The organism is Bradyrhizobium guangzhouense (assembly GCF_004114955.1).
Taxonomy (GTDB): Bacteria; Pseudomonadota; Alphaproteobacteria; order Rhizobiales; family Xanthobacteraceae; genus Bradyrhizobium; species Bradyrhizobium guangzhouense.
In genome coordinates this window covers 5,546,523-5,562,691 of the sequence record NZ_CP030053.1, presented here as the reverse complement: position 1 = coordinate 5,562,691, position 16,169 = coordinate 5,546,523, and the positions used below count along the sequence as shown (strand labels likewise).

Below are 16,169 nucleotides of genomic sequence, written 5' to 3'. Positions count from 1 at the left end.
TTTGCGCTTGGCAATGCCCCGCGGAGGTGCGAGATTCGCGCGTGACTTCGATTTGCGCGAGAGCCAGCGCCGCGAAAGTTCGACATGATGCGACATCAGCGCATCCGGGATTCAGCCAAAGGCGCTGGTTCTCTGAGATCCTTCCTGTTCGCCCTCGCGGTCGCGACAACGGGCTGCGGCAATGCGTATCCTGCCGGCCTTGTCCTCGTGGCCGCCGACAGTTCGCCCACAGCCTATGTCAAGGATGGCAGGCCGTCCGGAATACTTGTCGATGTCGTGACCGAAGCCTTTCGAAGGACTGGCGAGCCGTTCGAAGTCCAGGTGATGCCCTGGGCACGTTGCCTGGCGGAAGTTCGCAGCGGTCGTGTCGACGGAATATTCTCCGTTTTCAAGCTGCCTGAGCGAAACGAGTTTCTCACCTATACCAACGTCCCGGTCATCACCCAGGTGCTGGCGTTTTTTGTCCCGGCCGATTCCGATGTGACGTTTGACGGCGACATCGGCAAGCTGGGAGGGCTTAGGATCGGGACCATCAGGGGCACGAGTTACGGCCTCAAGGTCGATCGTGCACTCGAGGCAGGGGTATGGTCGACGGTTGTCGAAACCAACAATGTCGATACCCTCGTTGGCATGCTTGCCCTGAAGAGGATCGATCTGGCGATCGGCTACCGGCATGTCGTCCTCGACGCCGCGCGCAACTACGGGTATCCGGACAAGATAAGGGAACTGTCTCCAGGCGTCGACGAGATTCCAAGTTATCTCGCATTCAACAAGCAACACGATTATTCGAAAGTGATTGCCGATTACGATCGAGCGCTGACGAGCATGAAGGACGACCACAGCTTTGAGGCCATCTATGAGAAATATTTGGGGCCCAAGGTCGGGCACTAAGGAGGCCGGGCACCAAGGGCTGTGGACGACCGTGTGGTGGATCGCGTCGATTACGGCGCCAGCACTTCATGACCCGCCGTGTCCTGCAAGTTGAGTGCACCGGCACCGTAACTTCCCTGCGTTGGACGAGACTATTCGTCGTCCTCGTCGTCTTCTTCCTCGTCTTCGTCTTCATCCTCGTCGTGGTCTTCTTCGACCTGGATGAGGGTGGCGAGCGGCAGCGTCTCGCGGAAGAGATCGCCTTCCATGCCCATCCAGACGCAGAGCACGTCCTCGCCCTTGACCTCCGCCACCGTCAGCGGCTGGCCGCCCGATTTGAGCATGACGATATCGCCGGCTTTCAATTCCATGGATTGTCCTTTCCAGTTGATCGATCCGGAGCCGAGGCTAGCAACTTGTCATGACACGCCGAACACGGGGCGCGCGGGCGATGCGCAGTGCGCTCGCGAGCCGGGAGGCGCTTTCATCGCCAGCATCCCGACGATGGCATCATGCGCCTGTTTTGCCCGACGGGTCAACGGATTTTCGTAAAATCCGCAGTCGCGTGGCGTTTTGCGGCAAGCGGCTGATTTCGCAGCAGCCGCCTACTGTGCATGGGGTTGTTTTCGAAGATTCAGCCCGGCACCAGCTCGGTCAGCGAGCGGATGATGCGGTCCGGCTTGACGGTCGAGCCCTCGGGCAGGCCGTCGCCATGCGCGTCGAGCCAGATCGCGTAGATGCCGAGGCGCTGCGGCGTCACGACTTCCCATTCCAGATTGTCGCCGATCATCCAGGTGTCCTCGGCAGTGACGCCGAGCGCCTGCATCGCGTGCAGATAGGCGCGCTCCTCGGGCTTGCCGAAGCCGTGCTCGCCCTCGATCTGGATGTGGTCGAAGCGATGGGCGAGCTCGAAGCGCTCGACCTTGGCGCGCTGCATGTCGGCGGCGCCGTTGGTGACCAGCGCGAGCTTGACGCCGTGGGCCTTGAAGGCGTCGATCGCATCATGCGCGCCGGGGAAGACGAAGATGGCTTGCTCGCGATAGGTGGTGAAGCGGTCGGCGAGGCGATCGGCAAGCGCGTCGGAGAGCGCACGATGGCCACGGGCCTCGAGCGCGGCAAAACCGCCGCGCACCGTGAGCCGGCGCGCCTCGCCGAGCTTCATCCGCCACTCCGCTCCGGCGGTCGACCAGAACTGCCGCGCATAGGCCAGCACGGCCGTGGCGACCTCGCGCGGCGGCAGCGGCGCGAGCTCCTCGGCGAATTCTTCCGCGATCGTGTTCCAGGCAATCTCGGGCCGGCCATAGGCGGACAGGATGGTGTCGTCCATGTCGATCAGCATGGCGCGGGGGAGGGGCTTGGTTGCATTCATGGCCATTTCACCTCCGGCGGCAGCGACGACAGGATCGAGTCGACATTGCCGCCGGTCTTGAGCCCGAAGATGGTGCCGCGGTCGTAGAGCAGGTTGAACTCGACATAGCGCCCGCGCCGGATCAGCTGTTCCTCGCGATCGTCAGCGGTCCAGGCTGTCGCGAAATTGCGCCTGACGATCTCGGGGTAGATCTTCAGGAAGGCGCGGCCGACATCCTGGGTGAAAGCGAGGTCGGCGTCCCAGTCGCCGCTGTCGTGCCAGTCGTAGAAGATGCCGCCGATGCCGCGCGCCTCTTTCCGGTGCGGCAGGTAGAAATACTCGTCGCACCATTTCTTGTACTTGTCGTAATCGGCAACGCCGTTCGGCCCCGTGCAGGCTTCCTTCATTGCGGCGTGGAAGGCGAGGGTGTCCGCGTCCTGCTGCGTGCGCCGGCGGTCGAGCACCGGTGTGAGGTCGGCGCCGCCGCCGAACCAGGCCTTGGTGGTGACGACGAAGCGCGTGTTCATGTGCACGGCCGGCACTTGCGGATTGCGCATATGCGCGATCAGCGAGATGCCCGACGCCCAGAACCGCGGGTCCTCCGCCGCGCCCGGGATCTGCGCGCGAAACTCCGGCGCGAACTCGCCATGCACGGTCGAACAGTGCACGCCGACCTTCTCGAACAGCCGGCCCGACATCATCGACATCACGCCGCCGCCACCCTTGGCCCCGCTGTGGTCGGTGCGCTGCCAGGGCGTGCGATTGAAGCGGCCAGCCGCGCCGGGGTAGAGGCTTTCCGGCGCGTCGTCCTCGAGCCGCTCGAAGCTCGCACAGATGTCGTCGCGCAAGCGCTCGAACCAGGCGCGGGCGCGGGCCTTGCGCTCTTCGATGACTGTTGGGTCCAGTGTGGATGTCATGTTTGCGGACCGTAATAGGTGCAGCTCTCGTAGCAACTGTCGCGATGAATGCTGACGCGGCTCAGCTTTCCGACATGCGCCAGCCGCTCCCAGACGAAGCGCGACAGATTCTCCAGCGTCGGCGTGCCGAGCGCCTCGATCTTGTTGAGGAACTTGTGGTCGAGCGTGAGCCTGACCTCCTCGATGGCGCGCTGGAGCAGGCCGAGATCGATCACCATGCCGGTCGCAGGGTCGGGCGTGCCGCGTACCGTTACCTCGGCGCGGAAGGAGTGCCCGTGGATCTCTTCGCTCGCTTCACCAAAGGTCGTGCCCTTCAGCGTATGCGCCGCCTCGAAGCGGAACTGTTTGGTCAATTCCCACATCTGTCCGTTCAGTCCTATCTGATGCCGAGCGATTTATGCGTCTGCACGCTCAGCCGCCATTGCGGATGGCGCAGGCAATAGTCGATCGCGCGCGCGGTGTTCTCGATGACCTCGGGCCCGTCCATCGGCTGCAGAGAGAAGCGCTCGAAGGCGAGGCCCTCGAAGGTCTCGGGCGCGGCGAGGGCTTGCGGATAGACCAGCTTGAGCTCGTGCCCCTGTCGCAGCACCAGCGCGCTGCCGCCCTTCGGGCTGACGCAGATCCAGTCGAGGCCCTCAGGCGCTTCGACCGTGCCGTTGGTCTCGACGCCGATCTCGAAGCCCTTCGCATGGAGCGCCGCGACCAGCGCGTCATCGACCTGGAGCAGCGGCTCGCCGCCGGTCAGCACCACGTAGCAATTGGAGGCCGGGCCGGTCCACTGCGCGGCGATGGTGTCGGCGAGTTCCACGGCCGTGGCGTAGCGGCCGCCGAGCGTGCCGTCGGTGCCGACGAAATCGGTGTCGCAGAATTGACATGTCGCGCCGGCGCGATCCGCCTCGCGGCCGCTCCAGAGGTTGCAGCCGGCAAAACGGCAGAATACCGACGCGCGCCCGGCATGGGCGCCTTCGCCTTGCAGGGTCAGGAAGATTTCCTTGACCGCGTAGCTCACTGGTCTCTCCTCGTCATATCAAATCGTGCGGGTTCCGGACCTGCCGGAGTGCTTCGCCGGCGGCCATCGCCGCGGTCATGGCGACATTGAGCGACCGCAACCCTTCGGTGATCGGGATCACCAGCCGCGCATCCGCAGCCTCGACCACCGCGTCGGTGACGCCGGCGCTCTCGCGCCCGAATAGCAGGATGTCCGACGTCTGGTAACGAAAATCGCGGTAGTCGGTGGCGCCTTTGGTGGTGAACAGCAGCAGGCGGTAGCTATGTGCCGCCCGCCATTCCTCGAATTTGGTCCAGGAGTCGTGCCGGGTGATGCTGACATGGTCGAGGTAATCCATTCCCGCCCGGCGGAAATGCCGGTCGGAGACCGGGAAGCCAGCCGGTTCGATGATATGGGCGGCCAGCCCCAAGCAGGCGCAGAGCCTGAGAATCGTGCCGGTGTTCTGGGGAATGTCGGGCTGGAAAAGTGCGATCTGCATGGGCGTTACAGGGCTTCGGCCGGGACGGAATTGTCTCAATAAAACATCGCTAGCGCGGGAATTCGTGCATTGCACGCTCCCGCGCCGTTAGCGGGCTTGCGCTCGCCCTGCAAGGGTGCCAATAGAACGATTCTGGACTGCTGTTTTTCGCCTTGTTTTGGCGAGGACAAGCCAAGTTCTGCCGCCGCGGGGGGCCGCGGGCGCCGGCAGCACTGTTCCGGGGACCTTGGGGGCCCCTGGAGCGGTTCCACCGGCAGCATAAGAAGAAAGGGTTGGAATCGTGACGACAGCGTCTTCGGCGGACCATCCGACACGCCGTGATTTCTTATTCGTTGCAACGGGGGCAGCTGCAGCAGTAGGGGGCGCGGCTGCGCTCTGGCCCTTTATCTCCCAAATGAATCCGGACGCCTCGACCATCGCGGCAGGTGCGCCGATCGAGGTCGATCTGAGCCCGGTTGCCGAGGGGCAGGACATCAAGGTGTTCTGGCGCGGCAAGCCGATCTACATCAGCCACCGCACCAAGAAGCAGATCGACGAGGCGCGCGCCGTTCCCGTGGCGAGCCTGCCCGATCCCCAGTCCGACGAGGCCCGGGTCAAGTCCGGCCATGACCAGTGGCTGGTCGTGATCGGCATCTGCACCCACCTCGGCTGCATCCCGATCGCCCATGAGGGCAATTACGACGGGTTCTTCTGCCCCTGCCATGGTTCGCAGTACGATTCGTCCGGCCGCATCCGCCAGGGGCCCGCGCCCGCGAACCTGGCCGTGCCGCCGTACACTTTCGTTTCCGACACCAAAATCCAGATCGGCTGAGCTTCGGACCCGCGTCCGAAGCCTCGAACCGTCTCGTCGTTTTATTTCCTCAGGATCGCATCATGAGCGGACCATCCGACTACCAGCCGAGCAATCCGGCACTGCAATGGATCGAGCGGCGCCTGCCGATCATGGGTCTCGTCCATTCCTCCTTCGTCGTCTATCCCACCCCGCGCAACCTGAACTATTGGTGGACCTTCGGCGCCATCCTGTCCTTCATGCTGGGGATGCAGATCCTGACCGGCGTGATCCTGGCGATGCACTACACGCCGCATGCCGATCTCGCCTTCAAGTCGGTCGAGCTGCTGGTCCGTGACGTCAACTACGGCTGGCTGCTGCGCAACATGCATGCCTGCGGCGCGTCGATGTTCTTCTTCGCAGTCTACGTCCACATGCTGCGCGGCCTCTATTACGGTTCCTACAAGGAGCCGCGCGAGGTGCTCTGGATCCTCGGCGTCATCATTTACCTCCTGATGATGGCGACGGGCTTCATGGGCTACGTGCTTCCCTGGGGCCAGATGAGCTTCTGGGGCGCCACCGTCATCACCAATCTGTTCTCGGCCATTCCGTATGTCGGGGAGAGCATCGTGACGCTGCTGTGGGGCGGCTATTCGGTCGGCAACCCGACGCTGAACCGCTTCTTCTCGCTGCACTACCTGCTGCCGTTCCTGATCGCGGGCGTCGTCGTGCTCCACGTCTGGGCGCTGCACGTCGCCGGCCAGAACAATCCTGACGGCGTCGAGCCGAAGACGGAAAAGGACACGGTGCCGTTCACGCCGCATGCGACGATCAAGGACGGCTTCGGCGTCGCCTGCTTCCTGCTGCTCTACGCCTGGTTCATCTTCTACATGCCGAACTATCTCGGCGACGCCGACAACTACATTCCGGCGAATCCGGGCGTGACGCCGCCGCACATCGTGCCGGAATGGTATTACCTGCCGTTCTACGCGATCCTGCGTTCGATCCCGAACAAGCTCGCGGGCGTGATCGGGATGTTCTCGGCGATCATCATCCTGTGCTTCCTGCCCTGGCTGGACAGCGCGAGGACGCGTTCGTCGAAGTATCGTCCGCTGGCCAAGCAGTTCTTCTGGATCTTCGTTGCGGTCTGCATCCTGCTCGGCTATCTCGGCGCGCAGCCGCCGGAAGGCATCTACGTGATCGCCGGCCGTGTCCTGACGGTCTGCTACTTCGCCTATTTCCTGATCGTGTTGCCGCTGCTCTCGCGGATCGAGAAGCCGCGGCCGGTTCCGAACTCGATCTCGGAGGCGATCCTCGCCAAGAGCGGCAAGGCCGTCGCGTCGATCGCGGTCGCGCTCGTCGCGGCCGGCGCGCTGTTCGTCGGCACGCTGCAGGATGCTCGCGCCGAGGGCGATATGAAGCCCCCGTCGAACAAGTGGTCGTTCTCCGGCCCATTCGGCAAGTTTGACCGTGGCTCGCTCCAGCGTGGCCTCAAGGTTTACAAGGAAGTCTGCTCGAACTGCCACAGCCTGAATTACATCGCGTTCCGCAACCTCGCCGATCCCGGCGGGCCGGGCTATTCGGTGGCACAGGCGGCTGCCTTCGCGGCCGACTACAAGATCAAGGACGGCCCGAACGACCAGGGCGAGATGTTCGAGCGTCCGGGCCGCACCGCGGATTACTTCCCGCCGCCGTTCCCCAACGAGCAGGCGGCGGCCGCGGCGAACGGCGGCAAAGCGCCACCGGACCTCTCGCTGATCACCAAGGCGCGGTCCTACGAGCGCGGGTTTCCGCAGTTCATCTTCGACTTCTTCACCCAGTTCCAGGAGCAGGGCCCGAACTACGTCGACGCGATCCTTCAGGGCTTTGAAGAGAAGCCGCCGGAGGGCGTCACGGTGCCCGAGGGGACGTACTACAACAAGTACTTCCCCGGCCATGCCATCAAGATGCCGAAGCCGCTCAGCGACGGCCAGGTGACCTATGACGACGGCTCGCCGGCCACCGTCGCGCAGTACGCCCACGACGTCACCACGTTCCTGATGTGGACCGCCGAGCCGCACATGGAGGCGCGCAAGCGCCTCGGCTTCCAGGTCTTCATCTTCCTGATCATCTTCGCGTTCCTGATGTACTTCACCAAGAAGAAGGTCTGGGCCGACTCGCACTGAGCGGCGTGACGCGAGACGAGACCGAAGAAGCCCCCGCAAGGGGGCTTTTTTGTTGCCGTCATTTCGGGCTCGCGACTTCGTCGCGCCAGGGAATGACGGGAGTGTGGATTGCGCATTGTGCGCGCAGCCGCCAAAATGCCACCAACCGCTCCCCCAGAAACCCATCGGAGGACACCATGGGAACCAGCATCACCTTCAAGCGCCCGGACGGCAAGGACGCCTCGGGCTATCTCGCCAATGCCGCGCGCGGCAACGCGCCGGGCGTGGTCGTGATCCAGGAATGGTGGGGCCTGTCGGACCAGATCAAGGGCCTGTGCGACCGCTTCGCGCTCGCCGGCTTCGATGCGCTGGCGCCCGACCTCTACAAGGGCAAGGTGGTGCCGTATCATGACACGGACGCGGCCGGCAAAGAGATGAACTCGCTCGACTTCATGGACGCCACCACGCAGACCGTGCGCGGCGCCACGCAATATCTGTCGCGCAATGGTGCCAAGGTCGGGCTGACCGGCTTCTGCCTCGGCGGTGCCGTCACGATCATCGGCGCGGTGCATGTGCCGGAGCTGACCGCCGGCGTCGTATTCTACGGCATCCCGCCGGAGCAGGCGGCCAAGCCCGCCGACGTCAAGATCCCGTTGCAGGCGCATTTCGCCAACAAGGACGATTGGTGCACGCCGGAGCTGGTGGGCGGCTTCGAGAAGGCCATGAAGGCCGCCGGCAAGTCGCTCGAGCTGTTCCGCTATGACGCCGAGCACGCCTTCGTCAACGAGCAGCGCCAGGCCGTGCACGACCGCGAAGCCGCGGAGCTCGCCTGGGGGAGGGCGACGGAGTTTTTCCGGAAGCATCTGGGATGAACGCAGTCACGCGCTGAAGCGACACAGGGCAGGTCGCCGGGAATCCGGGGCCGCTCTGGCGTGGTCACACACCCTGCCGCGTCGGAGCCAACACGTTGGCGCCGAGCATCGTCCTATGAAGATCTACCTGATTGCATCCTTGTTCGTCGCCGGCCTTGCGACGCCTTGTTGGGCGAAAGAGCCCGCGTGTAACGGGCCCGAATTCCAGGCATTCCGAACGGACTTCGAGAGCGCCGCGAACGCGAACGACAAGACGCGCATGGTCAAGCTGATTGCGTTTCCGGTCGAGTACTGGTCGGCGGAAGGCAAGCGCGACGTTCAGAGCGGGCCGGTCAAGAGCGAGGCCGAATTTCTGCAGCGCTACGACACGTTGTTCACGCCCGCCATGCGCAAGCATCTGCACACAGCAAAGCTGCTGTCGTTGCCGGACGGCCGCTGTGCGCTGAGCTGGCACGATGCCAACTCCGAGTTCACGTTTGAATTCCGATATGCTCCCGAGAGTGGGTTTCGGGCGATCGGATACGAGGTTGGAGCCTACTAGGACGACGCCATGCAGGGCGTGCGGAGAGTTGGTATCGCATGTTCTTGTGGGAGTAAGGCCATGCTTCGCAAATGCACGTTCGTCCGCGCCGCGCGATGGATCATTGCTCTGTGCTGTTGGCTAGCCGCTGCGCAGGCTCGGGCCGAGCCGGCATTCGTGACGATTGAGGGCGACCTTAAGACTATCGCCTGGTGGGTCCTTGCCAACTTCCATCCGTTCACGACGGAGGTTCGCGGGATTCCCGCGAGGGAGATAAGAAAGAGCTGGTGCAAGGCCACTGAATTCCGCAAAGACCTCATTCCAAGGGAGTTGCTCTTCGAGGGCGGTACTGATGCGATGGCAGCCGCCAACATGTCGTTCGCCGTCGAGGGGCGCTTCGACGGCACGGCGGCCAAGCAGGTCGCGTTGGTCGGCGTCTTCGAGGAGTGCTCAGGTCAAAAGGGCAGGTTCATTCTCATCCTGAATCAACCTGCGCAAGGAAAGCCAAAGATCCGGTTCGTGAATGCCTTGCGGACGGATCACCAGTTCGGTGCCCTGCAGAAGGGCGACGACGACAGCATCGTCGCCTGGACGTGCATGGAATGCGACAACTTCTCGGTCCTGAAATGGGACCGGAAGAAGCGCAAATTCGACTGGCAGGCCGCCCCGGTCGAGCAGTAACCCAAAAGCCGGCGACCGAAGGCGGCGGCCCTTGACGCCGTCCCCCGGCCATGGTGAGTATCCGCCCCATGAGCACCCCAGCCCGCCCATCCCGTCGTTGGTGGCGCACCTCCTAAGAGGTGGCCGGTGCGATTTATTCTCCCAAAATCGTCTGAGGTCGCCAGCACAGCGCGGCGGCCTGATCGTTTGTCCTGTGTGGCGTTCCCTCGGCAAGTTTCGTAAGAGGACCCCATGAACAGGACAGTCTTTGCTCTCCCTCCCAGAAGCGACTACGTCACCCGCGGGGGCCTTTCGATCACCCGCGTGGCCGAGCAGTTCACCGGCCATGCCGACCGGCTCGACGATCTCATCAACCTTCTCGACCGCCGCCGCGGCGTGGTGTTGTCGTCGGGCACGACCGTGCCGGGCCGCTATGAGAGCTTTGACCTCGGTTTCTCCGATCCGCCGCTCAAGCTCGAAACCGTTGGCACCAATTTCAAGCTGGAAGCACTCAACGCGCGCGGCGAGGTGCTGATCGCTTTCCTGGCTGACGTCCTGCGCGAGCCCTGCGTCGTGATCTCCGAGAAGAGCGCCACGCGTCTTGCGGGCCACATCATCCGCGGCGACGCGCCTGTTGAGGAAGACCAGCGCACGCGGCGCGCCAGCGTGATGTCGCTGGTGCGCGACATCATTGCCGCTTTCTCGGCCAATGACGACGGGCTGCTCGGCCTGTTCGGCGCCTTCGCCTATGACCTCGTGTTCCAGATCGAGGACCTCGTGCAGAAGCGTGTGCGTGAGAATGACCAGCGCGACATCGTGCTCTATGTCCCGGACCGCCTGCTCGCCTACGACCGCGCCACCGGGCGCGGCGTCGTGCTCTCCTACGATTTTGCCTGGAAGGGCAAGTCGACCGAAGGCCTGCCGCGCGAGACAGCCGAGAGCCCCTATGTGAAGACGGATCGCCAGGGCTTTGCCGATCACGCGCCCGGCGAATATCAGGCGACCGTCGAGACCGCGCGCGCGGCCTTCGCCCGCGGCGATCTGTTCGAGGCCGTGCCGGGCCAGCTCTTCGCCGAGCCCTGCGAGCGCTCGCCGGCCGAAGTTTTCCAGCGCCTCTGCGTCATCAACCCGTCGCCCTATGGCGCGCTGATGAATCTGGGCGAGGGCGAATTCCTGGTCTCCGCTTCGCCGGAGATGTTCGTGCGCTCCGACGGACGCCGCGTCGAGACCTGTCCGATCTCGGGCACCATCGCACGCGGCACCGATGCGATCGGAGATGCCGAGCAGATCCGCCAGCTCCTGAACTCGGAGAAGGACGAGTTCGAGCTGAACATGTGCACCGACGTCGATCGCAACGACAAGGCGCGCGTCTGCGTCCCCGGCACGATCAAGGTGCTGGCACGCCGGCAGATCGAGACTTATTCAAAGCTGTTCCACACCGTCGATCACGTCGAAGGCATGCTGCGTCCCGGCTTCGACGCGCTCGATGCCTTCCTTACCCACGCCTGGGCCGTCACCGTGACGGGCGCGCCAAAACTGTGGGCGATGCAGTTCGTCGAGGACCATGAGCGCTCGCCGCGGCGCTGGTATGCCGGCGCGATCGGCGCGGTGAATTTCGACGGTAGTATCAACACCGGTCTCACCATCCGCACCATCCGCATGAAGGACGGCCTCGCCGAAGTGCGCGTCGGCGCCACCTGCCTGTTCGACTCCGATCCGGCTGCCGAGGACCGCGAATGCCAGGTGAAGGCGGCGGCGCTGTTCCAGGCTTTGCGCGGCGATCCGCCAAAGCCGCTGTCGAGCTTCGCGCCTGATGCGACCGGCTCGGGCAAGCGGGTGCTGCTGATCGACCACGACGACAGCTTCGTGCACATGCTCGCCGACTACTTCCGCCAGGTCGGTGCCAGCGTCACCGTGGTCCGCTATGTGCATGCGCTCGACATGCTCAAGCAGAAGAGGTGGGATTTGCTGGTGCTGTCGCCAGGGCCGGGCCGGCCGGGAGATTTCGGGATCAAGAAGACGATCGATGCGGCGCTGGAGAACAAGCTGCCGGTGTTCGGCGTCTGCCTCGGCGTGCAGGCGATCGGCGAATATTTCGGCGGCGAGCTCGGTCAGCTCACTCATCCCGCCCACGGCCGGCCCTCGCGGGTTCAGGTGCGCGGCGGGCGCCTGATGCGCAATCTGCCGAACGAGATCGTCATCGGCCGCTATCACTCGCTCTTCGTCGAGCGCGACAGCATGCCTGAGGTATTGTCCGTTACCGCCAGCACCGAGGACGGCGTCGCCATGGCGCTGGAGCACAAGACCCTGCCGGTCGCGGGCGTGCAATTCCACCCGGAATCGCTGATGTCGCTCGGCGGCGAGGTGGGCTTGCGAATTGTCGAGAACGCGTTCCGGCTGGATGCGCCGGTCAATTGAGAGGCACCAATGACTTTTGACCACGATCTGAAGGCGAGCGTCCGCACCATCCGCGACTATCCCAAGCCGGGGATCATGTTCCGCGACATCACGACCTTGCTCGCGGATGCGCGCGCCTTCCGCCGCGCGGTCGACGAGCTCGTCAATCCCTGGGCCGGCAACAAGATCGACAAGGTCGCCGGCATGGAAGCGCGCGGCTTCATCATCGGCGGCGCCGTGGCGCATCAGCTATCGGCCGGCTTCGTGCCGATCCGCAAGAAGGGAAAGCTGCCGCACACCACCGTGCGCATCGCTTACTCGCTCGAATACGGCATCGACGAGATGGAGATGCATGTCGATGCGATCCAGCCTGGCGAGCGCGTCATCCTGGTCGACGACCTCATCGCCACCGGCGGCACTGCGGAGGGCGCGGTGAAGCTACTCCGCCAGATCGGCGCCAATGTCGTCGCCGCCTGCTTCATCATCGATCTGCCCGAGCTCGGGGGCGCCGCCAAGCTGCGCGCGATGGACGTGCCGGTGCGTACGCTGATGACGTTCGAGGGGCACTGAGGCGCCGCTGAGGCGGCTTAGATCGCCTCGGCCTTCAGCTCCGCTTGCCAGTGCAGCATGCGCTCCTTCAGCAGCGCGTTCCTGACATAGGCGCTCTTCTCATCCTCGAGCCGCTCGCATTCGCCGAAGGTCAGGCCAGCCTCGCCATGCGCCTTCCAGGCGGCCTGGAGGCTGCGGCATGGGTGGCCGCCCTGGCGCAGCGTGAACCAGATGCGGTTCTGGATGGTCTCGAGGTTCGGGGCCTGGCCGACCCAGGCCTCGCCTGAAGCGGCACAGCGGACGACGAAAATGCCCGCAACGGTCTTCCGCTCCTTATAGGCTGCGATGGCTGCTTTCCGGTCGATGGTCACGGGGAGGGGCCTTGCTGGAGATGTTGTTGTGCAGCCTCAGTAGCCGGGCGGCCGCTCGGTGTCAATATTACCCGGGTGAAATGATCTAAGCGCTGGGCCCGCCCTTCTCTCTCCCTCTCGTCATTCCGGGGCGCGCGTCAGCGCGAACCCGGAATCCATTGTGCGACCAGCATCTGCGGCCCGATGGATTCTCAGGTGCGCAATTGCGCACCATAGGTCGCGACTTCGTCGCGCCCCGGAATGACTCACGACCGCTGCAGGATGAGGCTGAGCTCGAGCTCGCGGAAGGCGAGGTAGTTGCGCCGGACCCATTGGTGTAGCTCGGTCGAGGAATCCTTTTCCTGGCGCAGGTAGCCGGTGAAGGAGAAGCTCAGCCGGTCGATATAGGTCTTGAGGAAGCCGGGCAGCGCGGGAAGGCGGAATAGCCGGCCGCTTTCCATCGCGGGCGGCAGCTCGCCGCGGATGACGAACTCGTTGTCGACGGTGATCAGGTTCATCCGCGGGATCTGCTGGCGCAGCATCTCGTGGGCACGGGCGGAGACGCGGTCGGTGTCGGCGACGAACAGGATCTGTGGTGCGACATGCCGGCGCGCCGCTTCCTTGAGCAGGCCGATCTCGTCGGTCATCTTGAAGAATTCGTCGAAGGCGTGGAATCCGAGGTCGATCACCTTGGCAAGACCGTCATCGACGATGACGCGGTCCATCAGCTGCATCTTGCCGTAGGTGTCGATCACGTCGGCGGTCTCGGTCACCTTCGGCAGATAGTCGAGCAGCGACGGCTCCTTCAGATTGACGTCGAAGGCCGCGACATTGCCGTTCTTGAGCAGCAGGAATTCGCTCAATAGCCGCGCCAGCAGCGTCTTGCCGACCTGCGGGCGGGGCGAGCAGATGATGTAGAGCGGCGTCGCGGGCATCACGCTATTATCTGAGCGAACTCACCGCCCAATCCAGCCGTATCAGCCCGGCCTCTGCAACTATTTTTCGCTGTTGCGGGTAACCGGCTTCGAACCGACGATGTCGGTCAGGCGGATGCGGTCGAATTCGCTCCAGACATTGGCCAGCCAGTGCCGGACATAGCCGCGCAGCACGAACGAATAGTTCGCGGCCTCGTCGTGGATGCCCTTGTTGGCGACGAACTTCAGGAACGGCACCGACGACACCTCGACCTGCTCATAGGCCATTTCGTTGAGCTTCGGGATGGTCAGCTCGGTCGCGTCCTTGATGCGGTGGAAGTAGGAATTATAGGTCGCCTGGTCCCACTGGAAGAACTGGGTGTCGTTGATGAAGTTCTTCACCAGGAAATATTTCGCGCCACCCATGAAGCCCGCGGTCTCGGCGATCTCCTCGAGCGAGGCGATCGACGGCCCGAGGATATGGAACACCGCGAAGGTGATCTGGCCGGCCTTGGCGGCGTCGAGGAAGCCGATGTCGCGGAGCGAGGCCAGCGCCGGCGAGAGCAGGCCGGCGCGGACGTCGATGACGGTGACTGACGGGCTGACAGCGTTGAGCGTGTCGAAAATCTTCATCTGATCGGCCGTCGTCGTCATGTCGACGATCTCGGTGATCTCGGGATGGAAGCGCTTCAGCGTTCCGCGCGGCGACTCCGTGTCGAACGCGCGCGTCGGCACGTTGTTGGCTGAGAAATAATCGAGCAGGGTGCGCGATACCGTGGTCTTACCGACCCCGCCCTTGTCCGCGCCCACCACTACCACTGCCGGCTTTGCCATTGCTGTCCCCTAACGCGCGCCCCCGATCGCGAGGTCGCAATCGGCCGGGCGCCAAATCGATGTCCCGAGTCTGCTGTTAGGCGCGAACATGGCAGAAACAAGGGAGAATTCAAATCTCTGGTACAGGCCAGCTGCAATTCCCGAAGTTTTTCCCAAAGGCCGTAAAACCAGCTGCAAGCCGTGACGGATTGCCCTTAGTGGCGGCCCCAAGGACCCACAGGATTACCCATAGAATTACCCACGGGATTGCCTGGAGGTCCGAGCGGATTGCCGGCAGCGGTTCCGGCAGGGCTCGGCGCGGGCACGGGCGGGGGAGCGGACGGGTTGGCTGCATCGTTCCAAGGGCCGTGCGGGATCGGAGGTGGGGCGTCCTGCTGATCGGCCTGGGTCTCTTCGGCGGTGGATTGCTCCGTCTCATCAGCAGGCGGCGGCAACGGACCGGGATCATGGCCGCCGGCGAATTTTACCAGCGCGTCGACGCGGGACTGTACCGAGGGGTGGGTCGCGAACAGATCTGAAAAGCCTTCGCGCGGATTGTCCAGGCACAGCTCCATCACCGCGGAGGTCGCGCCCGGCAATTCGCCGCGGCCTTCGATCTTGCGGAGCGCAGAGATCATGGCATCGGGGTTTTTCGTCAGTTCGACCGAGCCGGCATCGGCGAGATATTCGCGCGAGCGTGACAGCGCGAGCTTGACTACCTGCGAGACCAGCCAGGCCACCACGATCAGCACGACCGCGATGATGATCACGATGATCGCGCCGCCGCCGGAATTCTTGTTGTCGCTCGACGACGAGGACGAACGGGACGACGAGGAAGAGCCCGACGACCACGATCCGCCACCGGAGCTCCAGCTCAAATTGGTGAACAGGCGGAAGAACAATTCGCCGAAAAAGCCCACCACGCCGGCGATGATGACGGCGACCACCATCAGCTGAACGTCGCCATTCTTGATGTGGGTCAGCTCGTGGCCCAGCACCGCCTCGATCTCCTGGTCGTTCAGCGCCTTCAGGAGACCGGTGGTGACGGTGACGGCATATTGCCGCGGATTGAGGCCGGTCGCGAACGCGTTCAGCGCCGGGCTTTCCATGATCTTCAGTTTCGGCATGGTGATGCCGCGCGAGATGCAGAGATTTTCCAGCAGGTTGTAGAGCCGCGGCTCTTCCTGCCTGGTAACGTCGTGGCCCCCGGTCACCGCATCGATCATCGACTGATGGAAGAAATAGGCGATGACGATCCAGGCAATCGCCCCAGCCGTCGCAAACGGGAAGGCGACGATGAGGTCGTGAAACGCGCGGTTCAGATAATAGGCGACAGTGCCGTTGCCGTTGGTGACGACCTCGGCGACCAGCGCGCCGGCAAAGACCAGCACATAGACCAGTGCGAACAGGCCGCCGAGCAGCAGCATCGAACGAAACTTGTTCGAGGCGATGTGCGTGTAGAGACCATACGCAGCCATGACGCGACTTCGTTAAAGTCCGTCGTTCCGGGGCGCGCCGAAGGCGTGAACCCGGAACCTCGAGATTCCGGGTTCGTCGCT

18 protein-coding genes are annotated in these 16,169 nt (G+C 63.9%); 8 read left to right on the top strand and 10 right to left on the bottom strand.

Annotated features, from left to right (window positions below; genetic code table 11):
- The first annotated feature begins 84 nt into the window (after nt 1-84).
- A complete protein-coding gene (locus XH91_RS26610; protein ID WP_128953339.1) occupies nt 85-891 on the top strand; it encodes a substrate-binding periplasmic protein in 807 nt (268 codons plus the stop codon).
- A 131-nt stretch (nt 892-1,022) separates the two neighbouring features.
- On the opposite strand, the gene XH91_RS26605 is transcribed toward XH91_RS26610, so the two are convergent.
- The 6 genes from XH91_RS26605 to XH91_RS26580 all read right to left on the bottom strand — a co-directional run bounded on the left by XH91_RS26605 (nt 1,023) and on the right by XH91_RS26580 (nt 4,622).
- Nucleotides 1,023-1,241, bottom strand: a complete 219-nt coding sequence (locus tag XH91_RS26605) for a YodC family protein (protein ID WP_128953338.1) — start codon at nt 1,239-1,241, stop codon at nt 1,023-1,025.
- Nucleotides 1,242-1,504: 263 nt separating this feature from the next.
- The gene (locus XH91_RS26600; protein WP_128953337.1) at nt 1,505-2,245 is read right to left on the bottom strand and encodes an HAD family hydrolase; all 741 of its coding nucleotides are present in this window, start codon (nt 2,243-2,245) and stop codon (nt 1,505-1,507) included.
- Entirely contained in the window at nt 2,236-3,135 is a 900-nt protein-coding gene (hemF, locus tag XH91_RS26595; protein ID WP_128953336.1) for an oxygen-dependent coproporphyrinogen oxidase, read from the bottom strand. The genes XH91_RS26600 and hemF overlap by 10 nt, the downstream gene beginning before the upstream one ends.
- Entirely contained in the window at nt 3,132-3,497 is a 366-nt protein-coding gene (locus tag XH91_RS26590; RefSeq protein ID WP_128953335.1) for a 6-pyruvoyl trahydropterin synthase family protein, read from the bottom strand. Before XH91_RS26590 ends, hemF begins: the two co-directional genes overlap by 4 nt.
- A 14-nt stretch (nt 3,498-3,511) precedes the next feature.
- A complete protein-coding gene (queE, locus tag XH91_RS26585; protein ID WP_128953334.1) occupies nt 3,512-4,144 on the bottom strand; it encodes a 7-carboxy-7-deazaguanine synthase in 633 nt (210 codons plus the stop codon).
- A 13-nt stretch (nt 4,145-4,157) separates the two neighbouring features.
- Nucleotides 4,158-4,622: a tRNA (cytidine(34)-2'-O)-methyltransferase gene (locus XH91_RS26580; protein ID WP_128953333.1), complete on the bottom strand. Its 465-nt coding sequence runs from the start codon at nt 4,620-4,622 to the stop codon at nt 4,158-4,160.
- Between the two features lie 280 nt (nt 4,623-4,902).
- Between XH91_RS26580 and petA the strand changes: the two genes are divergently transcribed.
- From petA to XH91_RS26545, 7 genes are all read left to right on the top strand, one after another.
- Nucleotides 4,903-5,433, top strand: a complete 531-nt coding sequence (gene petA, locus XH91_RS26575) for a ubiquinol-cytochrome c reductase iron-sulfur subunit (RefSeq protein ID WP_092227410.1) — start codon at nt 4,903-4,905, stop codon at nt 5,431-5,433.
- 62 nt (nt 5,434-5,495) lie between these two features.
- Nucleotides 5,496-7,556 (top strand): cytochrome b/c1, encoded by a 2,061-nt coding sequence (gene fbcH / locus XH91_RS26570; protein WP_128953332.1) that lies wholly within the window; start codon nt 5,496-5,498, stop codon nt 7,554-7,556.
- A gap of 176 nt (nt 7,557-7,732) precedes the next feature.
- Nucleotides 7,733-8,407, top strand: coding sequence for a dienelactone hydrolase family protein (locus XH91_RS26565; RefSeq protein ID WP_128953331.1), 675 nt, complete (start codon nt 7,733-7,735; stop codon nt 8,405-8,407).
- A 115-nt stretch (nt 8,408-8,522) separates the two neighbouring features.
- Nucleotides 8,523-8,948 carry a hypothetical protein gene (locus XH91_RS26560; protein WP_128953330.1) on the top strand — a complete coding sequence of 142 codons (426 nt, stop codon included), beginning with the start codon at nt 8,523-8,525 and terminating at the stop codon, nt 8,946-8,948.
- Between the two features lie 9 nt (nt 8,949-8,957).
- Nucleotides 8,958-9,608: a hypothetical protein gene (locus tag XH91_RS26555; protein WP_245477205.1), complete on the top strand. Its 651-nt coding sequence runs from the start codon at nt 8,958-8,960 to the stop codon at nt 9,606-9,608.
- Nucleotides 9,609-9,839: 231 nt separating this feature from the next.
- Entirely contained in the window at nt 9,840-12,005 is a 2,166-nt protein-coding gene (locus XH91_RS26550) for an anthranilate synthase component I (protein ID WP_128953329.1), read from the top strand.
- 9 nt (nt 12,006-12,014) lie between these two features.
- Nucleotides 12,015-12,554 (top strand): adenine phosphoribosyltransferase, encoded by a 540-nt coding sequence (locus tag XH91_RS26545; RefSeq protein ID WP_128953328.1) that lies wholly within the window; start codon nt 12,015-12,017, stop codon nt 12,552-12,554.
- Nucleotides 12,555-12,571: 17 nt separating this feature from the next.
- On the opposite strand, the gene XH91_RS26540 is transcribed toward XH91_RS26545, so the two are convergent.
- The 4 genes from XH91_RS26540 to XH91_RS26525 form a co-directional block, all read right to left on the bottom strand.
- Nucleotides 12,572-12,904 carry a GIY-YIG nuclease family protein gene (locus XH91_RS26540; protein WP_128953327.1) on the bottom strand — a complete coding sequence of 111 codons (333 nt, stop codon included), beginning with the start codon at nt 12,902-12,904 and terminating at the stop codon, nt 12,572-12,574.
- Nucleotides 12,905-13,149: 245 nt separating this feature from the next.
- Entirely contained in the window at nt 13,150-13,818 is a 669-nt protein-coding gene (locus tag XH91_RS26535; RefSeq protein ID WP_164934145.1) for a hypothetical protein, read from the bottom strand.
- A gap of 60 nt (nt 13,819-13,878) precedes the next feature.
- A complete protein-coding gene (locus XH91_RS26530; RefSeq protein ID WP_057757117.1) occupies nt 13,879-14,631 on the bottom strand; it encodes a P-loop NTPase family protein in 753 nt (250 codons plus the stop codon).
- 194 nt (nt 14,632-14,825) lie between these two features.
- On the bottom strand, nt 14,826-16,088 hold the full coding sequence (locus tag XH91_RS26525) for a M48 family metallopeptidase (RefSeq protein WP_128953325.1): 1,263 nt from the start codon (nt 16,086-16,088) through the stop codon (nt 14,826-14,828).
- Nucleotides 16,089-16,169: the final 81 nt, after the last annotated feature.

Bases quoted from the DNA above. Each gene is read 5' to 3' on its own strand.
- XH91_RS26610 (WP_128953339.1), top strand. From the start codon at position 85: ATGATGCGACATCAGCGCATCCGGGATTCAGCCAAAGGCGCTGGTTCT.
- XH91_RS26605 (WP_128953338.1), bottom strand. From the start codon at position 1,241: ATGGAATTGAAAGCCGGCGATATCGTCATGCTCAAATCGGGCGGCCAG.
- XH91_RS26600 (WP_128953337.1), bottom strand. From the start codon at position 2,245: ATGGCCATGAATGCAACCAAGCCCCTCCCCCGCGCCATGCTGATCGAC.
- hemF (WP_128953336.1), bottom strand. From the start codon at position 3,135: ATGACATCCACACTGGACCCAACAGTCATCGAAGAGCGCAAGGCCCGC.
- XH91_RS26590 (WP_128953335.1), bottom strand. From the start codon at position 3,497: ATGTGGGAATTGACCAAACAGTTCCGCTTCGAGGCGGCGCATACGCTG.
- XH91_RS26580 (WP_128953333.1), bottom strand. From the start codon at position 4,622: ATGCAGATCGCACTTTTCCAGCCCGACATTCCCCAGAACACCGGCACG.
- fbcH (WP_128953332.1), top strand. From the start codon at position 5,496: ATGAGCGGACCATCCGACTACCAGCCGAGCAATCCGGCACTGCAATGG.
- XH91_RS26565 (WP_128953331.1), top strand. From the start codon at position 7,733: ATGGGAACCAGCATCACCTTCAAGCGCCCGGACGGCAAGGACGCCTCG.
- XH91_RS26560 (WP_128953330.1), top strand. From the start codon at position 8,523: ATGAAGATCTACCTGATTGCATCCTTGTTCGTCGCCGGCCTTGCGACG.
- XH91_RS26555 (WP_245477205.1), top strand. From the start codon at position 8,958: ATGCAGGGCGTGCGGAGAGTTGGTATCGCATGTTCTTGTGGGAGTAAG.
- XH91_RS26550 (WP_128953329.1), top strand. From the start codon at position 9,840: ATGAACAGGACAGTCTTTGCTCTCCCTCCCAGAAGCGACTACGTCACC.
- XH91_RS26545 (WP_128953328.1), top strand. From the start codon at position 12,015: ATGACTTTTGACCACGATCTGAAGGCGAGCGTCCGCACCATCCGCGAC.
- XH91_RS26535 (WP_164934145.1), bottom strand. From the start codon at position 13,818: ATGCCCGCGACGCCGCTCTACATCATCTGCTCGCCCCGCCCGCAGGTC.
- XH91_RS26530 (WP_057757117.1), bottom strand. From the start codon at position 14,631: ATGGCAAAGCCGGCAGTGGTAGTGGTGGGCGCGGACAAGGGCGGGGTC.
- XH91_RS26525 (WP_128953325.1), bottom strand. From the start codon at position 16,088: ATGGCTGCGTATGGTCTCTACACGCACATCGCCTCGAACAAGTTTCGT.